Raw genomic sequence first — 14955 nt, forward strand, 5'->3', positions numbered from 1 at the left:
CGCGCGCGTTCCTTAACTCTGCCGTACCTGGACACGCGCTCACGCGGCCGCGCCCGACGCCGGACAAACACTGGTCGACACGCCCCATCACTTATGCCCGCCGCCCTTGCCCGGTTTCTGTGCCGGCACGCTGCGCAGATCGCGCAGGAAGGTATCGCGCCACACGCCGAGATCGTTCTCGCGCAGCGCCGCCATATTGATCTCATGACGCCGCTGACGCGCGTCGAGCGGCATCTGCAACGCGCGCTGCAAGGCTTCGCACATGCCGATCGCATCATGCGGATTGACCAGCAACGCGCCGGTCAACTCCGCCGCCGCTCCAGCGAAAATCGACAGCACCAGCACGCCGGGATCGTCGGGATTCTGCGCGGCGACGTATTCCTTCGCGACCAGATTCATGCCGTCGTGCAACGGCGTGACGAAACCAATCTGCGATTCGCGAAACAGCGACATCAGCTTCCAGCGGTCGTACTGCTGGTTCAGATAGCGGATCGGCGTGTAGTCGAGCCCCGAGTAGCGGCCGTTGATGCGCCCTGCTTCGTACTCCAGGTCCTGGCGAATCTTCTGATAGGTGGCGACGTCCGAGCGGGTCGGCGGCGCGATCTGCACCAGCGTGACATTGCCGCGCCATTCCGGCGAGCGCTCCAGCAGATGCTCGAACGCCCGGAACCGCTCGACGAGACCCTTCGAATAATCGAGTCGGTCGACGCTCATGATCAGCTTGCGGCCTTCCAGGCTTTGCTTCAGGTCGAGCACGTGCTGACGGCTTTCGTAGCGCTTCGCCTGTTCGGCGATTTCGTCGGGGAACACGCCGATGCGGTAGACGCCCGTGCGCAGCTTGCGGCCGAATGCCTCGACGAGGCCGTCCGCGCCCACCGTGCCGCGCGCGTGGCGCGTGACGTAATCCTTGAAGGCGAGCTCGTCGGTGGCGGTCTGGAAACCCAGCAGGTCGTAGCACGACAACGACTTCACCAGCTCTTCATGCGGTGGAATGTTCAGCAGGATCTGCGGCGCGGGAAACGGAATGTGCAGGAAGAAGCCGATGCGGTTCGTAATGCCCTCGTTGCGCAGCGCCTCGGCGAACGGGATCAGATGGTAGTCGTGAATCCAGATCACGTCGTCGGGTTCGAGCAGCTTGATGAGCTTGTGCGCGAGCCACGCGTTGACACGCCGGTAGCCCGCGTACTCCTCGCGCTCGTAGCGTGCGAGGTCGTTGCGGTAGTGGAACACCGGCCACAGCGTCGCGTTGGAAAAGCCGCGATAGTACTGGTCGTAATCCTTGCGCGTCAGACCGACGGTCGCGAAGGTGACCGCGCCGTCCTGTTCCAGCGTCGGACCGGCGTTGGCGACGGTCTCGCTGACCACGTCGCCGCTCCAGCCGAACCACACCCCTCCGGCATCCTTCAGCGCGCCGAATACGCCGACCGCGAGGCCGCCGGCCGATCCCTTGGTTTCCGTCGGCGTTGCGACGCGATTCGACACGACGATCAGTCGGCCCATGTTGCATGTCCTCCTTGGTTCGCGCGGCGCGCTCGGGTGGGTTGTCACGTGTTCGCGGTGTCTCGCGCGCAATGGCGCAGCGAGAACCGGAAGCACGATGAAGCACGCGATGCCGCGCCAGGTTGGTGAGTGCGTGGACGGTTCGACCGCTTGGGTGCCGGATCAGTTGCATTCATCGGCACCGCCATGCCAGAGTACGCTGCTTTCCGGTGTCAAACCTTTTCCTTCACCTGCCGCGGCGCATCGGCCGCCGACGGCCGTCCGGCGCGGCTCGCCACCGGATCGGCCTCGGTATGCGCTGCGGTGCTGCCGGCCGGCGTCTGCGTGCTGCGCGGCACCCAGTCGAGCGGTTCGCCGTTGCCGGTTTCGAGTTCGGCCGACACTTCCGCACGGGCCCGCGGCAAATACTGCGGGTAATGCTGCTGGATGAAATCGAGCAGCCCCTCGCGCACCCGGCAGCGCAAATCCCAGTTCAGGCCGGAATCGAGCGAACTGACCAGCGCGCGCAATTGCATGGAGCGTTCGGTGCCGTCCGTGACCTGCAGCACCTGCACGCGACGGTCCCACTCGGGCGCGTCCTCGACGATGCGCGCCAGCTCCTCGCGCAACGGCGCGAGCGGCATGTGGTAGTCGACGTAAAGAAACACCGTGCCGATGATCTGCGAACTGCTGCGGGTCCAATTGGAAAACGGGTTTTCGATGAACCATTGCAGCGGCACGATCAACCGTCGCTGATCCCACAGACGCACCGACACATACGTGCCGGTGATTTCCTCGATACGCCCCCACTCGCCCTGAATCACGACGACGTCATCGAGGCGGATCGGCTGCGACAGCGCGATCTGCAAGCCGGCGATCAGATTGCCGAGCACCGGCCGCGCCGCGATACCGGCGACCAGGCCCGCCACCCCCGCCGACGCCAGCAGGCTCGCGCCGATCTGCCGGACGTTGGGAAACGTCATCAACGCCCCGCCCACGCCGACGATCACGATCACGAACATCACCGAGCGCGCCAGCACGCGTGCTTGCGTATGGATGCGGCGCGCCTGCAGGTTGTCGGCGGTATCGAGCGGATGGGCCTGAATGATCGCCTCGCCGATCGCCGCCGCCGAGCGCACCGAGAGCCACGTGATCGCGCCGATCAGCGTAATCGCGACGGCGTCGCGCAACGGCGTAATGAAGGTCAGCGTGTCCGGCGCTTCCCACCACACCGCCTCCAGCGCGAGGATCACGAGCACGCACAGCGACGGCTTGTCGATATAGCGCAGCACCACACTGGTGAGCGGATAAGGCCGCGCGAGCCGCGTCACGATGCGCGCGCCGATCCGATGAATGCCCACCGCCAGCACCATCGCGATGACCGAGACGATCAACGCGCCGAGCCACGTATGCAGCGGCGCTTCGGCCATGCGGCTGAGTTCGTCGAGAGTTGGCATGAAGGGGCTTTTCCTCCTGGCTTGAGCGGTGAACAGGACCAGCGCAGAGCGGGCGCGGAACCGGCAAGCATCGAACGTGGCTGCGGTGGTGCGTGATGCGCCGTTGCGCCGAACGGCGCCGGTGGCGAAGCATCCGCCAAAGAAGCGGGCGCGGGCCGCACGACTGCGCGCCGTCGCGGACTGCCTACAACCATCTTAGGCCGTTCGTCAGCGCGATCCTGGAAAGGTGCCGAGGCGAGCCGCTTCTGCAAACGGACGGCCGGGGTTCAAACCGGTTTTCAGGCGGGGTTTCGAAAAAGCCCCGGCGGGGTTCCGGCGGCTGAAAACCCGAAACACACCCGCTAGCTAGAACGCCCAACGCACCCGATGCGGGCACGCGAGGCATCAGCCGTGATTCAATTCAACTACCGCTCCTGCAGGGAAACGCCTTGCCGAGCCCCAGCGAGATCGCCGTGCTGGCGTTGTAGCCCGCGACGTTCGGATTCTCCGCAATATATTTGCGCACCGCGTCGGTCAGCTGCGCCGAACGCGCGTCCTGCGGCAAGCAGAAGTACTGGCCGACGCGCGGACCGGTCGTGCCGCCGATCGCGTCGATGGTGTTGAAGATGCCGTCGGCGGCGCCTTCGATATAAGCGGCACACGCGCTACGCGATGCCACGTCCGTCTTGGTGCACAGCTTGTTGAGGTCGCCTCCCGTAAACGCGGCTGCCGATAGCGGTACGGCAAGCGCGCTGGCGAAAATCAAAGCCCGCAGCATGGTGTTCCTTTCCAGGGTCGTTTATCAGGCGGTCTTTCGCCGCGTCCAAACGGCGCGCCCAGGCGGCGCGCCAAAGTCGTCATTCTGCACTGTTTTGCGAAGCTCAAGCGTGCGCGGCGCCGCTATCTTCAGGCACTTTTTACTGCCTTGCCAGGCGGCGGCCGCTGCACCGGTACTTTCGCGCTTCGACGCTGGCACGCCTGAAGCTCGGATAGCGCGCCAGGCGGCCGGCTGATCAGGCTGGCCTTTGAGCACAGCGTTTGGGCGACGCGCGTCGGCTGCCCATGAACCGCCGCCGACTCGCGCCGTCGCGCGCATCACTTCTGTTGCATCTGCTGCAGGCGCGCGGTCAGCCCTTCGACCACATCCGGCTCTTTGTAGGTCTTGGCGAAATCGAGCGCCGTCATGCCGATCTGGTTCTTCACCGTCAGGTCCGCGCCGTTGTCGAGCAGCAGCTTCACCGTCGACACATGGCCGCCGCGCGCGGCCATCATCAGCGGCGTGGTGCCGTTCGGCGAACCGGCGTCGACGTAGGCCGAATGATCGAGCAGCACCTTGACGACGTCGTCATGGCCGTTCGCCGCCGCGTAGTGCAACGGCGCCCAGCCCTTCTTGTTGACCTCGGCGTCTTTCGCGATCAGCAGGTTGACGAAGTCGAGGTCGCCGTTGAGCGACGCCATCATCATCGCGTTCTCGCCGGCTTTGTCCTGAATCTCGATGTTGGTCTTCGGATTGGCGACCAGCGCGGCGCCGACCTTGTCCGATTTTTCGCGCGCGGCCAGCACCAGCAGCGGCATGCCCTGGTTGTCCACGCTGTTCGGGTCCATGCCCTTGGCGAGCAGTTTGTTGACGCCGTCGACGTCGTCGAACTTGACCGATTTGATCAGCGAATCGATCGGCGCAGCCTGAGCCGGCGACACCATCAGCGAAGTCAGCGCCGCACAGGCCAGCGTTGCCGCAAATGCGACGCGCGAGGCGCGGCGCCGTGCCGAAGCCAGCGCGCCACGCGCCGCCAAAGTGTCCTGGGATGCTGCGATCGACATCGAAATTTCTCTCATATTTAACTTTAGGAAACGTCCCTATCCTTTTGATATTGATCGACTTTACGTCTCACACGCCAGTGGGCGCGGGGATCTTGAAAAGGCGGAAAAAGTTCTGCGTGGTCGCGGCGGCCAGCGCCGTTTCCTGCATCTCGCGTTGCTGCGCGATGAAGCGTCCGACATAACTGACGTACGCAGGTTCATTAGGCTTGCCGCGATACGGCACGGGCGCGAGGTACGGCGAGTCGGTTTCGATCAGCAAGCGCTCGAGCGGCACGCGGCGCGCGACGTCCTGCACATCCGTCGCGCTCTTGAACGTGACGATGCCCGACAGCGAGATGTAAAAATTCTGCGCCAGCGCCTGTTCGGCGACGGCCCACGGCTCCGTGAAGCAATGCATCACGCCGCCTGGCTCGCCCGCGCGCTCCTCGGCCATGATGCGCAGCGTGTCTTCCGACGACGAGCGCGTATGGATGATCAGCGGCTTTCCAGTGGCATGCGCCGCGCGGATATGGGTGCGAAAGCGCTCGCGCTGCCATTCCATGTCGGCGATCGTGCGGCCTTCCAGACGGTAGTAGTCGAGACCCGTCTCGCCGATCGCGACCACCTTCGGATGCCCGGCAAGCTCGACCAGTTCGGCGACGCTCGGCTCGCGCATGTCCTCGTGATCCGGATGCACGCCGACCGAGGCGTACACGTTCTCATATCTGCTGGCGATATCGAGCACGGACGGCAGCGTTTCGAGATCGACGGACACGCACAGCGCATGCGTGACCGAGTGGCTGCGCATATTCTCGAGCACTTGCGGCAGGCGGTCGGCGAGTCCTTCGAAATTGATATGGCAGTGCGAGTCGACAAACATGGTGATGTCCTGCGTAGGAGTGCTCGGGGTGAATCAGGCGGCGGCCGCGGCGGCGTCAAGGCGTTTGCCGAGAATCACGAGATCGCGCTCAACGCCGTCCAGCACGGCCACGCGCGGCAACGAGCCCCACGTGTCGAACCCGAACGCGCGGAACAGGCGCAAGCTCGCCTCATTGTGGCCGAAGATAAAGCCGAGCACGGAGTCGATGCCGAGCGCCGGCGCCGCCGCCAGCGAAGCCGCCAGCATTTGCTTGCCGAGGCCGCGGCCACGCGCGCTTTCGTCGAGATAGATGCTGACCTCGGCGGTGCGCTGATAGGCCGGACGGCCGTAGAAGTCCGAAAAGCTCAACCAGGCGATCACGCGGCCGGGCTGTTGCGCATCTTCCACCACCCACAACGGGCGCTTTTGCGGACCGTGCGCGTGAAACCAGCCCAGCCGGCTTTCGACGCTGACCGGCTCGAGATCGGCCGTGACTTGCCGGGACGGCACAGTCGAGTTGTAGATGGCGACGATGGCGGGCAGATCGTCGAGCGTGGCATCGCGGTAGGAAAGGCTCATGGTGCGTTGAACGTGAGATGAAAGGCCAATGCAGGAACAGGACGAAAGATGGACCGGAGCGCCAGCCGCGCGCCGCTGCCGGCCTGTCCCGCGGACAGGGCTTACGCGAACAGCTCGCGGTAGCCGATAAACAGTTCTTCGAACACCAGCCGCGCATTCAGCGGATGGTTCTCGACGGCGCGCTGGCGCGTCACGTTGCGCATGAAGCGCGCGAACGCGCTGGCATCGGCCTGCGACGCGCAGCGCGTCAGCGCCGCCGACGCTTGTGGAAAGTACCGTGGCGCGCCTGCCGTGCGCTGCGCCAGCAAATCGTACATCCAGCGTTGCAGCCAGCCTAGCACCAGCGGCACGGGCAGTTTTTGCAGCGCCTCGCCGCAGGCGAAGGCGTCGCAATCGGGGCCGGCAGCGAGTTGCTTGAGTGTCCAGTCGCGCAGTGCGCGGTTCTCGTCGCTGGCGAGCGCGAGTGCGGTGAGCGGCGCACCACCGGCTTCGGCGAGCAGCGCGGGCGCTTCGGCCACGCCTTGCGCCGCGAGCCATTTCGTCGCCACCTCGGGCGCGGGAATGGTCATCGGCCATTGGCGACAGCGGCTGATGATGGTGGGCAGCAGGCGGTCGATACGCGCCGACACCATCAGGAACACGACGCCCGCCGGCGGTTCTTCCAACGTTTTCAGGAGCGCGTTGGCCGCGGCGATATTCAACCCTTCCGCCGGGTACAGCACGACCACGCGCGCGCCGCCGCGGTGCGAACCCACGCCGACGAAGTCGAGCAAGCCGCGAATCTGCTCGATCTTGATTTCCTTGCTCGGCGTGCGGGTCTTCTTGCTTTCATCGGCCTCGGCCTTGTCGGCTTTCTCGTCCGCGGCATTGTTCAGGCCCGCTTCGGCGGCCAGCGCCTCGGGCACGACGATCCGGTAGTCCGGATGATTGCCTTGCGCGAACCAGGTGCAGGCCACACACGCGCCGCACGGCTCGCCGTTGGGCTGTTGCGCTTCGCACAGCAGGCCTTGCGCGAGATGCTGCGCGAAGCGCAGCTTGCCGATTCCGGCCTGTCCATGCAGCAACAGGGCGTGCGGCCAGTGGCCGCGCAGCTGCTGCAGGCGGTTCCAGTCATCGGCTTGCCACGGATAAATCATCGTTTCTCTTTGAAATCAAACTGTTGCAGGAGTTTTATGAGACATAACACGAACTCTGCATAGCGTTATAAAACGAAGTTATATTCTTTTAAAATCAAAGAACTGCGATCAACTCTTCAAGTTTTCTCTGAATCTGCACAATGCTCTGCGCGGAGTCAATGATAGCGAACCGGTATGGCGCTTCCTCGGCACGGCGCAGATATTCGGCGCGGGTACGGTTGAAAAACGCCACCGACTCGCTTTCGAAGCGATCCGGATCGCGCACCGCGCTGCGCCGTTCGTTGGCGACCTCCGGCGCGAGGTCGAACAGCACCGTCAGGTCCGGTTGGAAACCGCCCTGCACCCAGCGCTCCAGCGTTTCGAGCTTGTCGCGCGGCAGACCGCGGCCGCCGCCCTGGTAAGCGAAGGTCGCGTCGGTGAAACGGTCCGATAGCACCCAGTCGCCGCGCGCGAGCGCCGGCTCGATCACCTCGGCCAGATGCTGGCGGCGCAGCGCGAACATCAGCAGCGCCTCGGTTTCGAGGTCCATTTTCTGATGCAGCACGATCTCGCGGATCTGCTCGCCGAGCGGCGTGCCGCCCGGTTCGCGCGTCATGACGACCGCGCGGCCGGTACTTGCGACTTTCTGTTCGAGGCGCTCCCGAAACCAGCCGAGGTGGGTGGTCTTGCCCGCCCCGTCGATGCCCTCAAACGTAATGAATTTACCCCGCGCCATCATTGCCCTCGAATGTATTTGTCCACGGCCTTGTTGTGATCGCCGAGGGTGTCAGAAAAGATACTGCTGCCGTCGCCGCGCGACACGAAATACAGCGCGGTGGTTTGCGCCGGGTTCAGCGCCGCTTGCAGCGACGCCACCCCGGGCAGCGAGATGGGCGTCGGCGGCAGACCCATCCGGGTGTAGGTATTGTAGGGAGTGTCGGTCTGCAGGTCTTTTTTCCTGATGTGGCCGGTGTAGCCGTCGCCCATGCCGTAGATCACGGTCGGGTCGGTTTGCAGCGGCATACCCACGCGCAGACGGTTCGCGAACACCGCCGCCACCATCGGCCGGTCGGACTTCTTGCCGGTTTCCTTTTCGATGATCGACGCCATGGTCAGCGCGTCGTACGGCGTCTTGTACGGCAGGTTCGGCGCGCGCGCGGTCCACGCCTCGTCCAGACGCAGGCGCATCAGGCGGTAAGCGCGGCGGTACACGTCGAGATCGCTGGTGTTCTTGTCGAACAGATACGTATCCGGGAAAAACAGTCCTTCACCATTGCCGATCGGCGCTTCCGGCGCATTGATCGCGTTCATCAGATCGCTGTCGCTCATGCCGATCGTGTCGTGCTTGAGCGCCGGATTGGCGTCCAGCTCGGCGCGCATGCGCTTGAAGGTCCAGCCTTCGATGATGGTCGCCACATACTCGTTGACGTCGCCGCGGGCGATTTTCTGCAGCACCTCATAGGGCGTCACGCCCGTCTTGAACTCGTAGTTGCCCGATTTCAGCTCGCTTTGCAGCCCCAGCAGCCGCGTCATGATGACGAACAGTTCAGGCTCGACCGGCACGCCGCCGCGATTGAGCTGCAGCGTGACGCTACGCAAGCTGCTGTGCGGCTTGACGGTGACATCGAGTTGCGCAGGGTTCAGATCGAGCGGGCTGTTGGCCCAGTGATACCCACCGGCAATTGCGGCTGCGGCCAGCACAACGACGATTGCGCCGGCGACGAAACATTTCTTCAGAAGGGACATGCGAAACGTGGCAGGGTTGGACTGCATATAATACTTGTTTGCCTTAGCTAAAGTCAGAATTGACTGTTCTCGGAATCCATGAACACACCGCTCGCTACCGCTTCAGGCACTCTCTCTGGCACCGCCGTCACGGCAGCTTCCACGGCGCCCGCCGGCCTGCCCACGCTGCCGCGCCCTTCTGCCGATGAATTCGACGCCGTGATTCACCACGGCGCATACATGCCGCTCACGCAGTTCGGCGTGATCGACGCCACCGGCGACGACGCAGCGAGCTTCCTGCACGGCCAGTTGACCAACGACACCCAGCACCTCGACGCCGCCAATGCGCGTCTGGCCGGCTATTGTTCAGCCAAAGGACGTCTGCTGGCGTCGTTCCTGACTTGGCGCAGCGGCGATACGATCCGCCTGCTGGCGTCGAAAGACGTGCAGGCCGCCGTGCAGAAGCGGCTCTCCATGTTCGTGCTGCGCGCCAAGGCCAAGCTCGTCGACGCGAGCGGCGAACTGGCCGTAATCGGCCTCGCCGGCGACGTGCGCAAGGCGCTCTCCGGCGTATTCGACGCGTTGCCGGACGGTGTGCACGTGAAGGTGGACGGCGCGGCGGGCTCGCTGATTCGCGTGCCGGATGCGCTCGAGCATCTGCGTTTTCTGTGGATCGGCCCGAAAGCGCAGGTCGAGTCGCTCCTGCCCTTGCTCGACGAAAAACTCAAACGCGTCTCGCCCGCCGTGTGGGACTGGCTCGACATTCGCGCAGGCGAGCCGCGCATCACCCAGCCGGTGGTCGAGCAGTTCGTGCCGCAAATGGTCAATTTCGACGTGCTCGGCGCGGTGAATTTCCGCAAAGGCTGCTATCCCGGCCAGGAAGTGGTGGCGCGCAGCCAGTATCGCGGCACGATCAAGCGGCGCACTTCGCTGGCCAATGTGGCCGGCGAACTCGACACGGTGCACGCCGGCGCGGAACTGTTCCATTCGGACGATCCGGGCCAGCCGTGCGGCATGGTCGTGAACGCGGCGTCGGCGCCGGACGGCGGCGTCGATGTGCTGGTCGAAATCAAGCTCGCGGCGCTGGAAAACGGCTCGGTGCATCTGGGCGCGGCGGACGGCCCGGCGCTTCGGTTTCTCGCGCTGCCCTACGGGTTGCCGACCGAAATTTGAACTTCTCGCACGGTACGAAGCGGCGCAATCAGGCGCCGCTTTTTACTGGCCTATTCAACTGCAACGCCCCCACCGGGAGATGCTCCCCGATGTGCCTGATCGTCTTCGATTGGCGACCCGACGCGGTCGACGGCCCGCTTTTCACGCTCGCCGCGAATCGCGACGAATTCTTTCGCCGCACGGCCGAACCGATCAGTTGGTGGCATGACGAGCCGGGCGTGCTGGCCGGCCGCGATCTGGTGGGCGGCGGGACGTGGCTCGGCATGTCGCGCGACGGCCGGTTCGCCGCGCTGACCAATTACCGCGCGCCGCACGAAATGCGCGCCGATGCGCCGACCCGCGGCACGCTCGTCAGCGACTGGCTGAGCGGCGCCGCGCGCGACGCGGCGGGAAACCCGCACGACACCCCGCTCGCGTACCTGCAACACGTTGCACAAACCGGCGGCATCTACAACGGTTTCAATCTGCTGGTGGGCGACTGGACGCGCCGCGAACTCGCCTGGTACTGCAACCGGGGCGATCTCGCGCCCGCGCTGCTCGCTCCGGGCACGCACGGCATCTCGAACGCGGTGCTCGATACCGCGTGGCCGAAGCTGGTGAAAAAGCGCGCGGAACTGGGCACGCTGCTCGCGCGCGACGCCATGCCGCCGCTCGAACGCCTGATCGATCTGATGCGCGATCCGCGCCTCGCGCGCGACGACGAATTGCCGTCCACCGGCCTTCCGCTCGAACGCGAGCGGGCGTTGTCGGCGGCCTTCATCGAAACGCCGGAGTACGGCACACGCGGCACGACCGCGTTGCGCGTGGCCGCGCATGGCGAAGTGGTCAGCGTGGCCGTCGCCGAGCGTAGCGACGACAACGGCTCGCACCGGATCGCGCGGCCCGGCGACTTCGAGCGCAGCTTCGCTTTCAATATCGAACGCGAGATTGTCTGAAGGTCATTCCATCGGCCGTAGATCGACCAGCCACACAACCGCGTTCACTCGATGCCGAATGCCGCACGCAATGCCGCGGCGGCATCCGCGTGCGCCTCTGCGACCTCGGGTACGAAGCCGCCCATTTTGAAGAACTCGTGGATCATGCCCGGATAGCGCTTGAGCGTGACCGCATTGCCCGCGGCGCGCAATTTCTCCGCGTAGGCATCGCCTTCGTCGCTCAAGGGATCGTATTCGGCGGTGGCGATCCATGCCGGCGCAACGCCGCTGAAATCGGGTGCGCCGCGTTGGCCGTCGAGCGGCGCGAAACGCCAGTCGTCGCGGTCGCCCGTATCGCGCACGTAGTGCTCGAAGAACCATTGAATCGTGTCGCCCGACAGCAGAAAGCCGTCCGCGAGGCGCGAGTGCGAATCGGTTTGCTGATAGCCGGTCGTGCCCGGATAGATCAGCATTTGCAACGCGAGCTTGATCCGGGCGTCGCGTGCGAGCACTGCGCAGACCGTCGCCAATGTGCCGCCCGCGCTGTCGCCGCCTACCGCGAGCCGGCCGGTATCCAATCCGTATTCCGCGGCGTGCGTATGCAGCCAGATCAAAGCGTCGAACGCGTCGTCGACGGCTGTGGGAAATTTATGCTCCGGCGCAAGCCGGTAATCGACCGACATCACCGTGCACCGGCCGTCGCGCGCGAACATGCGGCACAGCGCATCGTGCGTATCGACGCTGCCCACCGTGAAGCCGCCGCCGTGGTAGTACACCAGCGCCGGCGCGGGCTCGGCCCAGCTCGGCTCGACTGGCTGATAAAGGCGCGCGCGAATCGTCGCGCCGTCGCGTGTCGGGATTCGCAGATCTTCGAGCGCGAACATCGGCGCGCTGGCGATCTCCAGAATCGGTGCGCTTTTTTCGTACGAGGCCCGCGCGTCTTGCGCGGTCATTTCGTGAAGCTTCGGGCGCTTCGCCCGCGCGATCATGTCGAGCACCTGCTCGATCTTCGGATTCAGCGGCATGGTGCGTCTGTTGGCGCATGAGCGCCGAAGGTTCAAAAAAACCGGCGCGATAGCGCGCCGGCGATGCGATGAAAGTCGCGCCTAACCGGCGTTCTTCACTTCCGGCTTGAGCGACATCGGATCGGTTGGATTGCGCAACTGCTCGATGTCCTCGTGACGCAGCTTCACCGTCGCCATGATGCCTGGATGCGTGATGATGTAGAAACGCCGCGCGGCGATCGCCTCGAAGGTGATGTCGGCGACATCGTCGGCACTCAGCTTGCCCGATTGCACCGCACGCTGCAGTTGCTTGCCCGCGGCGATCTGCGAGCGCGTCGGGCCGCTGTCGTTGCGCAGGTCCGCGGGGCGCGCGCGTTCCGCATCGGCGATGCCGGTCGGCACGAAGGCCGGACACAGCAGCGAACAGCCGACGAGCCCACCCGCTGCCGCCTCTCCTCCCTGGGCCAACTGCAGGTCGTGATACAGCGTTTCGGTGAGCGACACCACGGCATGCTTGGACGCGTTGTAGATGCCCATCGCGGGCGGCGACAGCAGCCCGGCCACCGACGCCGTGTTGATGATATGCGCCGGCTCGTTCTGCGCCAGCATGATCGGCGTGAAGACCCGCACGCCATGCGCGACACCCATCACGTTCACACCGAACACCCACGACCAGTCGTTCGCCGAGCTTTCCCAGAGGAAGCCGCCCGAGCCCACACCCGCGTTATTGAAGAGCAGATGCACACGGCCGTAGGCGTCGAGCGCCGCTTGCGCGAGCGCTTCGACTTGCGCGGCGCTCGCGACATCCGTCGGCACGCCGATCGCCTCGGCGCCGTCGGCGCGCAAGGCATCGACGGTTTGCGCGAGCGCGTCGGGATCGACGTCGGCCAGCACGAGCTTCATGCCGAGCGCCGCGCCCTTCTGCGCGAACGCGCGGCCGAAACCGCTCGCCGCACCGGTGATCACCGCCACCTTGCCTGCGAATTCGAACATCATGTGACTCCCCTGGGTTGATCGGCGTGTTGTGTGATTCGCTTGACCGCCGTCGCCATCAGATCAGCTTGACGAGTTGCTTGCCGAAGTTCTTGCCTTTGAGCAGGCCGATGAACGCGTCGGGTGCCGAATCGAGTCCTTGCGCGATGGTCTCGCGATATTCCAGCTTCTTTTGCGCGACCAGCGTGCCGAGTTGCTTGAGCGCTTCCGGCCACACGTCCATGTGCTCGCTGACGATGAAGCCTTGCACGAGCAAACGCTGCGTGAGCATCAGCGAAGGATGCTTGAGCGGCAGCGGCTGGCCGTCGTAGCCCGCGATGAATCCGCACAGCGCGATCCGGCCGAACGCGTTCATGCGAGCGAGCGTCGCATCGAGCACTTCGCCGCCGACGTTCTCGAAGTAACCGTCCACGCCATTCGGCGTCACGGCCTTGAGGTCCTGATAGAGATTGCCGGCCTTGTAGTCGACGCAAGCGTCGAAGCCGAGCGTTTCGGTCACGTAGCGGCACTTGTCCGCGCCGCCGGCGATGCCGACCGCACGCGCGCCAGCCAGCTTGGCCAATTGGCCGACCACGCTGCCCACCGCGCCGCTCGCCGCGCTGACCACCACGGTCTCGCCCGCTTTCGGCGCGATGATGCGGTTCAGCCCGTACCACGCCGTGACACCCGGCATGCCGACCGGGCCGAGATAGGCCGACAAGGGCACATGCGTATCATCGACTTTCTGCACGCCGGTTCCGTTCGAGGTGCCGTATTCCTGCCAGCCGAACATCGCGACGACCTTGTCGCCGACCGCGAACTTCGGATTCTTCGACTCCACCACTTCACCCACCGTGCCGCCGATCATCACTTCGTTCAACGGCTGCGGCGCCGCGTACGACTTGCTGTCGTTCATGCGGCCGCGCATGTACGGATCGAGTGACAGGAAATGATTGCGCACGCGCAATTCTCCTTCGGCCAGCGGGGCGAGCGGCGTTTCGACGAGACGGAAATTGTCGGGCGTCACGGCGCCTTGCGGGCGCGACGCCAGCACGAGTTGACGGTTGATCTGGGGCATGACGATCGTCTCCATGAGTTGCCGATGAATTCGGCGAATGATTCGAACGGCGTTTTGTGAGGGCAGGAACCAGCGCGCGGCTCTCGGACACGCGCGCGGTTCGCACGGTGGCATTCAGCCGTCGCTAGGACCGGGCTTTGCCGACGGGTCGCTGCGCAGGCGCTGCTGCGTGATGTCGCGGCCCACGGCGAGACGCCGCATGTACTTGAAGGTGCCGAGCGCCTTGGCGACGAAGTGGCCTTCGCTGTCGCGGATCTCGCCTTCGCAGTAGGCCATGGTGGTCGAGCGGTGCAGCACGCGGCCGCTCGCACGCAATTCGCCGCGGCCCGGCTGCATGAAGTTGACCTTCATCTCGACCGTGACGACGCCGACGCCGTCGCCGGCGAGACTGCGCGCGGCCATCGCAAGCGCGACGTCGGCGAGCGTCATCGTGACGCCGCCGTGGGCGACGTCCCACGTGTTCATATGATCTTGCCGCAGCGGCAGCACGACTTCGCTGGCGCCGTCCGCGGCCGAGAGGAGCTGCGCGCCGAGGCGGTCGACGAACGGGCTCTCGGGCATCGACGCCGTGCTCGCGTTAGATGAAGGCGAATCGGTCATGGCTGTTTGCAGATTGTGTAGTCGGTACGTTCATGAGATTGATGCGGGGCGCGTGAGGAGGCTTTGGCATTTTGTTCGAGCTTCCTCATCGGCCAAGGCAAAGAGCAAGCCTATCAAACTTACGCGACGGGTGGAGTTTTATCGGGCGGTTTGGGCGGGCAGAAATGGGCCCTGGCGATGCGGTTGACGGCTCGCTCGCGAACGTTGCGCACTGCGGCGAA

Annotated in this window: 15 protein-coding genes; 2 read left to right on the top strand and 13 right to left on the bottom strand. The window is 65.0% G+C overall.

Annotated elements, in window-relative coordinates; translation table 11 throughout:
- Window positions 1–87: 87 nt before the first annotated feature.
- The 9 genes from otsA to mltG all read right to left on the bottom strand — a co-directional run bounded on the left by otsA (window position 88) and on the right by mltG (window position 9014).
- Window positions 88–1500, bottom strand: coding sequence for an alpha,alpha-trehalose-phosphate synthase (UDP-forming) (gene otsA, locus ACQKRQ_RS14955; RefSeq protein ID WP_132374663.1), 1413 nt, complete (start codon window positions 1498–1500; stop codon window positions 88–90).
- Between the two features lie 212 nt (window positions 1501–1712).
- On the bottom strand, window positions 1713–2936 hold the full coding sequence (locus ACQKRQ_RS14960) for a mechanosensitive ion channel family protein (RefSeq protein ID WP_427477845.1): 1224 nt from the start codon (window positions 2934–2936) through the stop codon (window positions 1713–1715).
- Window positions 2937–3336: 400 nt separating this feature from the next.
- Window positions 3337–3693: a Rap1a/Tai family immunity protein gene (locus ACQKRQ_RS14965; RefSeq protein WP_132374665.1), complete on the bottom strand. Its 357-nt coding sequence runs from the start codon at window positions 3691–3693 to the stop codon at window positions 3337–3339.
- A gap of 317 nt (window positions 3694–4010) precedes the next feature.
- Window positions 4011–4736 carry an ankyrin repeat domain-containing protein gene (locus tag ACQKRQ_RS14970; protein ID WP_408286647.1) on the bottom strand — a complete coding sequence of 242 codons (726 nt, stop codon included), beginning with the start codon at window positions 4734–4736 and terminating at the stop codon, window positions 4011–4013.
- A gap of 67 nt (window positions 4737–4803) precedes the next feature.
- Window positions 4804–5595, bottom strand: a complete 792-nt coding sequence (locus tag ACQKRQ_RS14975) for a TatD family hydrolase (RefSeq protein WP_132374667.1) — start codon at window positions 5593–5595, stop codon at window positions 4804–4806.
- A gap of 33 nt (window positions 5596–5628) precedes the next feature.
- Window positions 5629–6153, bottom strand: coding sequence for a GNAT family N-acetyltransferase (locus tag ACQKRQ_RS14980; protein WP_408286650.1), 525 nt, complete (start codon window positions 6151–6153; stop codon window positions 5629–5631).
- Between the two features lie 101 nt (window positions 6154–6254).
- Window positions 6255–7289 carry a DNA polymerase III subunit delta' gene (locus ACQKRQ_RS14985; protein ID WP_132374669.1) on the bottom strand — a complete coding sequence of 345 codons (1035 nt, stop codon included), beginning with the start codon at window positions 7287–7289 and terminating at the stop codon, window positions 6255–6257.
- Between the two features lie 94 nt (window positions 7290–7383).
- A complete protein-coding gene (gene tmk, locus ACQKRQ_RS14990) occupies window positions 7384–8004 on the bottom strand; it encodes a dTMP kinase (RefSeq protein ID WP_408175446.1) in 621 nt (206 codons plus the stop codon).
- Window positions 8004–9014 carry an endolytic transglycosylase MltG gene (gene mltG / locus ACQKRQ_RS14995; RefSeq protein WP_408430245.1) on the bottom strand — a complete coding sequence of 337 codons (1011 nt, stop codon included), beginning with the start codon at window positions 9012–9014 and terminating at the stop codon, window positions 8004–8006. The genes tmk and mltG overlap by 1 nt, the downstream gene beginning before the upstream one ends.
- A gap of 78 nt (window positions 9015–9092) precedes the next feature.
- Here mltG and ACQKRQ_RS15000 point away from each other — a divergent pair, with 78 nt between their 5' ends.
- Together ACQKRQ_RS15000 and ACQKRQ_RS15005 are read left to right on the top strand one after the other, a co-directional pair.
- The gene (locus ACQKRQ_RS15000; protein WP_408286653.1) at window positions 9093–10166 is read left to right on the top strand and encodes a YgfZ/GcvT domain-containing protein; all 1074 of its coding nucleotides are present in this window, start codon (window positions 9093–9095) and stop codon (window positions 10164–10166) included.
- Window positions 10167–10255: 89 nt separating this feature from the next.
- On the top strand, window positions 10256–11101 hold the full coding sequence (locus ACQKRQ_RS15005; RefSeq protein ID WP_427477849.1) for an NRDE family protein: 846 nt from the start codon (window positions 10256–10258) through the stop codon (window positions 11099–11101).
- 44 nt (window positions 11102–11145) lie between these two features.
- On the opposite strand, the gene ACQKRQ_RS15010 is transcribed toward ACQKRQ_RS15005, so the two are convergent.
- The 4 genes from ACQKRQ_RS15010 to ACQKRQ_RS15025 all read right to left on the bottom strand — a co-directional run bounded on the left by ACQKRQ_RS15010 (window position 11146) and on the right by ACQKRQ_RS15025 (window position 14734).
- The gene (locus tag ACQKRQ_RS15010; protein ID WP_427477851.1) at window positions 11146–12105 is read right to left on the bottom strand and encodes an alpha/beta hydrolase; all 960 of its coding nucleotides are present in this window, start codon (window positions 12103–12105) and stop codon (window positions 11146–11148) included.
- Between the two features lie 81 nt (window positions 12106–12186).
- Window positions 12187–13077: an SDR family oxidoreductase gene (locus ACQKRQ_RS15015; RefSeq protein ID WP_427478348.1), complete on the bottom strand. Its 891-nt coding sequence runs from the start codon at window positions 13075–13077 to the stop codon at window positions 12187–12189.
- Between the two features lie 58 nt (window positions 13078–13135).
- Complete coding sequence (locus tag ACQKRQ_RS15020) at window positions 13136–14134, bottom strand: NADP-dependent oxidoreductase (RefSeq protein ID WP_427477853.1); 999 nt, start codon at window positions 14132–14134, stop codon at window positions 13136–13138.
- A 114-nt stretch (window positions 14135–14248) separates the two neighbouring features.
- Window positions 14249–14734: a PaaI family thioesterase gene (locus ACQKRQ_RS15025; protein ID WP_132374675.1), complete on the bottom strand. Its 486-nt coding sequence runs from the start codon at window positions 14732–14734 to the stop codon at window positions 14249–14251.
- Window positions 14735–14955 lie beyond the last annotated feature (221 nt).

The sequence above is a fragment of the Paraburkholderia sp. NPDC080076 genome (genome assembly GCF_050281145.1).
Taxonomy (GTDB): Bacteria; Pseudomonadota; Gammaproteobacteria; order Burkholderiales; family Burkholderiaceae; genus Paraburkholderia.

Bases quoted from the DNA above. Each gene is read 5' to 3' on its own strand.
- ACQKRQ_RS15020 (WP_427477853.1), bottom strand. From the start codon at position 14,134: ATGCCCCAGATCAACCGTCAACTCGTGCTGGCGTCGCGCCCGCAAGGC.
- ACQKRQ_RS14975 (WP_132374667.1), bottom strand. From the start codon at position 5,595: ATGTTTGTCGACTCGCACTGCCATATCAATTTCGAAGGACTCGCCGAC.
- mltG (WP_408430245.1), bottom strand. From the start codon at position 9,014: ATGTCCCTTCTGAAGAAATGTTTCGTCGCCGGCGCAATCGTCGTTGTG.
- ACQKRQ_RS14970 (WP_408286647.1), bottom strand. From the start codon at position 4,736: ATGTCGATCGCAGCATCCCAGGACACTTTGGCGGCGCGTGGCGCGCTG.
- ACQKRQ_RS15005 (WP_427477849.1), top strand. From the start codon at position 10,256: ATGTGCCTGATCGTCTTCGATTGGCGACCCGACGCGGTCGACGGCCCG.
- ACQKRQ_RS15010 (WP_427477851.1), bottom strand. From the start codon at position 12,105: ATGCCGCTGAATCCGAAGATCGAGCAGGTGCTCGACATGATCGCGCGG.
- otsA (WP_132374663.1), bottom strand. From the start codon at position 1,500: ATGGGCCGACTGATCGTCGTGTCGAATCGCGTCGCAACGCCGACGGAA.
- ACQKRQ_RS14965 (WP_132374665.1), bottom strand. From the start codon at position 3,693: ATGCTGCGGGCTTTGATTTTCGCCAGCGCGCTTGCCGTACCGCTATCG.
- ACQKRQ_RS15025 (WP_132374675.1), bottom strand. From the start codon at position 14,734: ATGACCGATTCGCCTTCATCTAACGCGAGCACGGCGTCGATGCCCGAG.
- ACQKRQ_RS15000 (WP_408286653.1), top strand. From the start codon at position 9,093: ATGAACACACCGCTCGCTACCGCTTCAGGCACTCTCTCTGGCACCGCC.
- ACQKRQ_RS14985 (WP_132374669.1), bottom strand. From the start codon at position 7,289: ATGATTTATCCGTGGCAAGCCGATGACTGGAACCGCCTGCAGCAGCTG.
- ACQKRQ_RS15015 (WP_427478348.1), bottom strand. From the start codon at position 13,077: ATGTTCGAATTCGCAGGCAAGGTGGCGGTGATCACCGGTGCGGCGAGC.
- tmk (WP_408175446.1), bottom strand. From the start codon at position 8,004: ATGGCGCGGGGTAAATTCATTACGTTTGAGGGCATCGACGGGGCGGGC.
- ACQKRQ_RS14960 (WP_427477845.1), bottom strand. From the start codon at position 2,936: ATGCCAACTCTCGACGAACTCAGCCGCATGGCCGAAGCGCCGCTGCAT.
- ACQKRQ_RS14980 (WP_408286650.1), bottom strand. From the start codon at position 6,153: ATGAGCCTTTCCTACCGCGATGCCACGCTCGACGATCTGCCCGCCATC.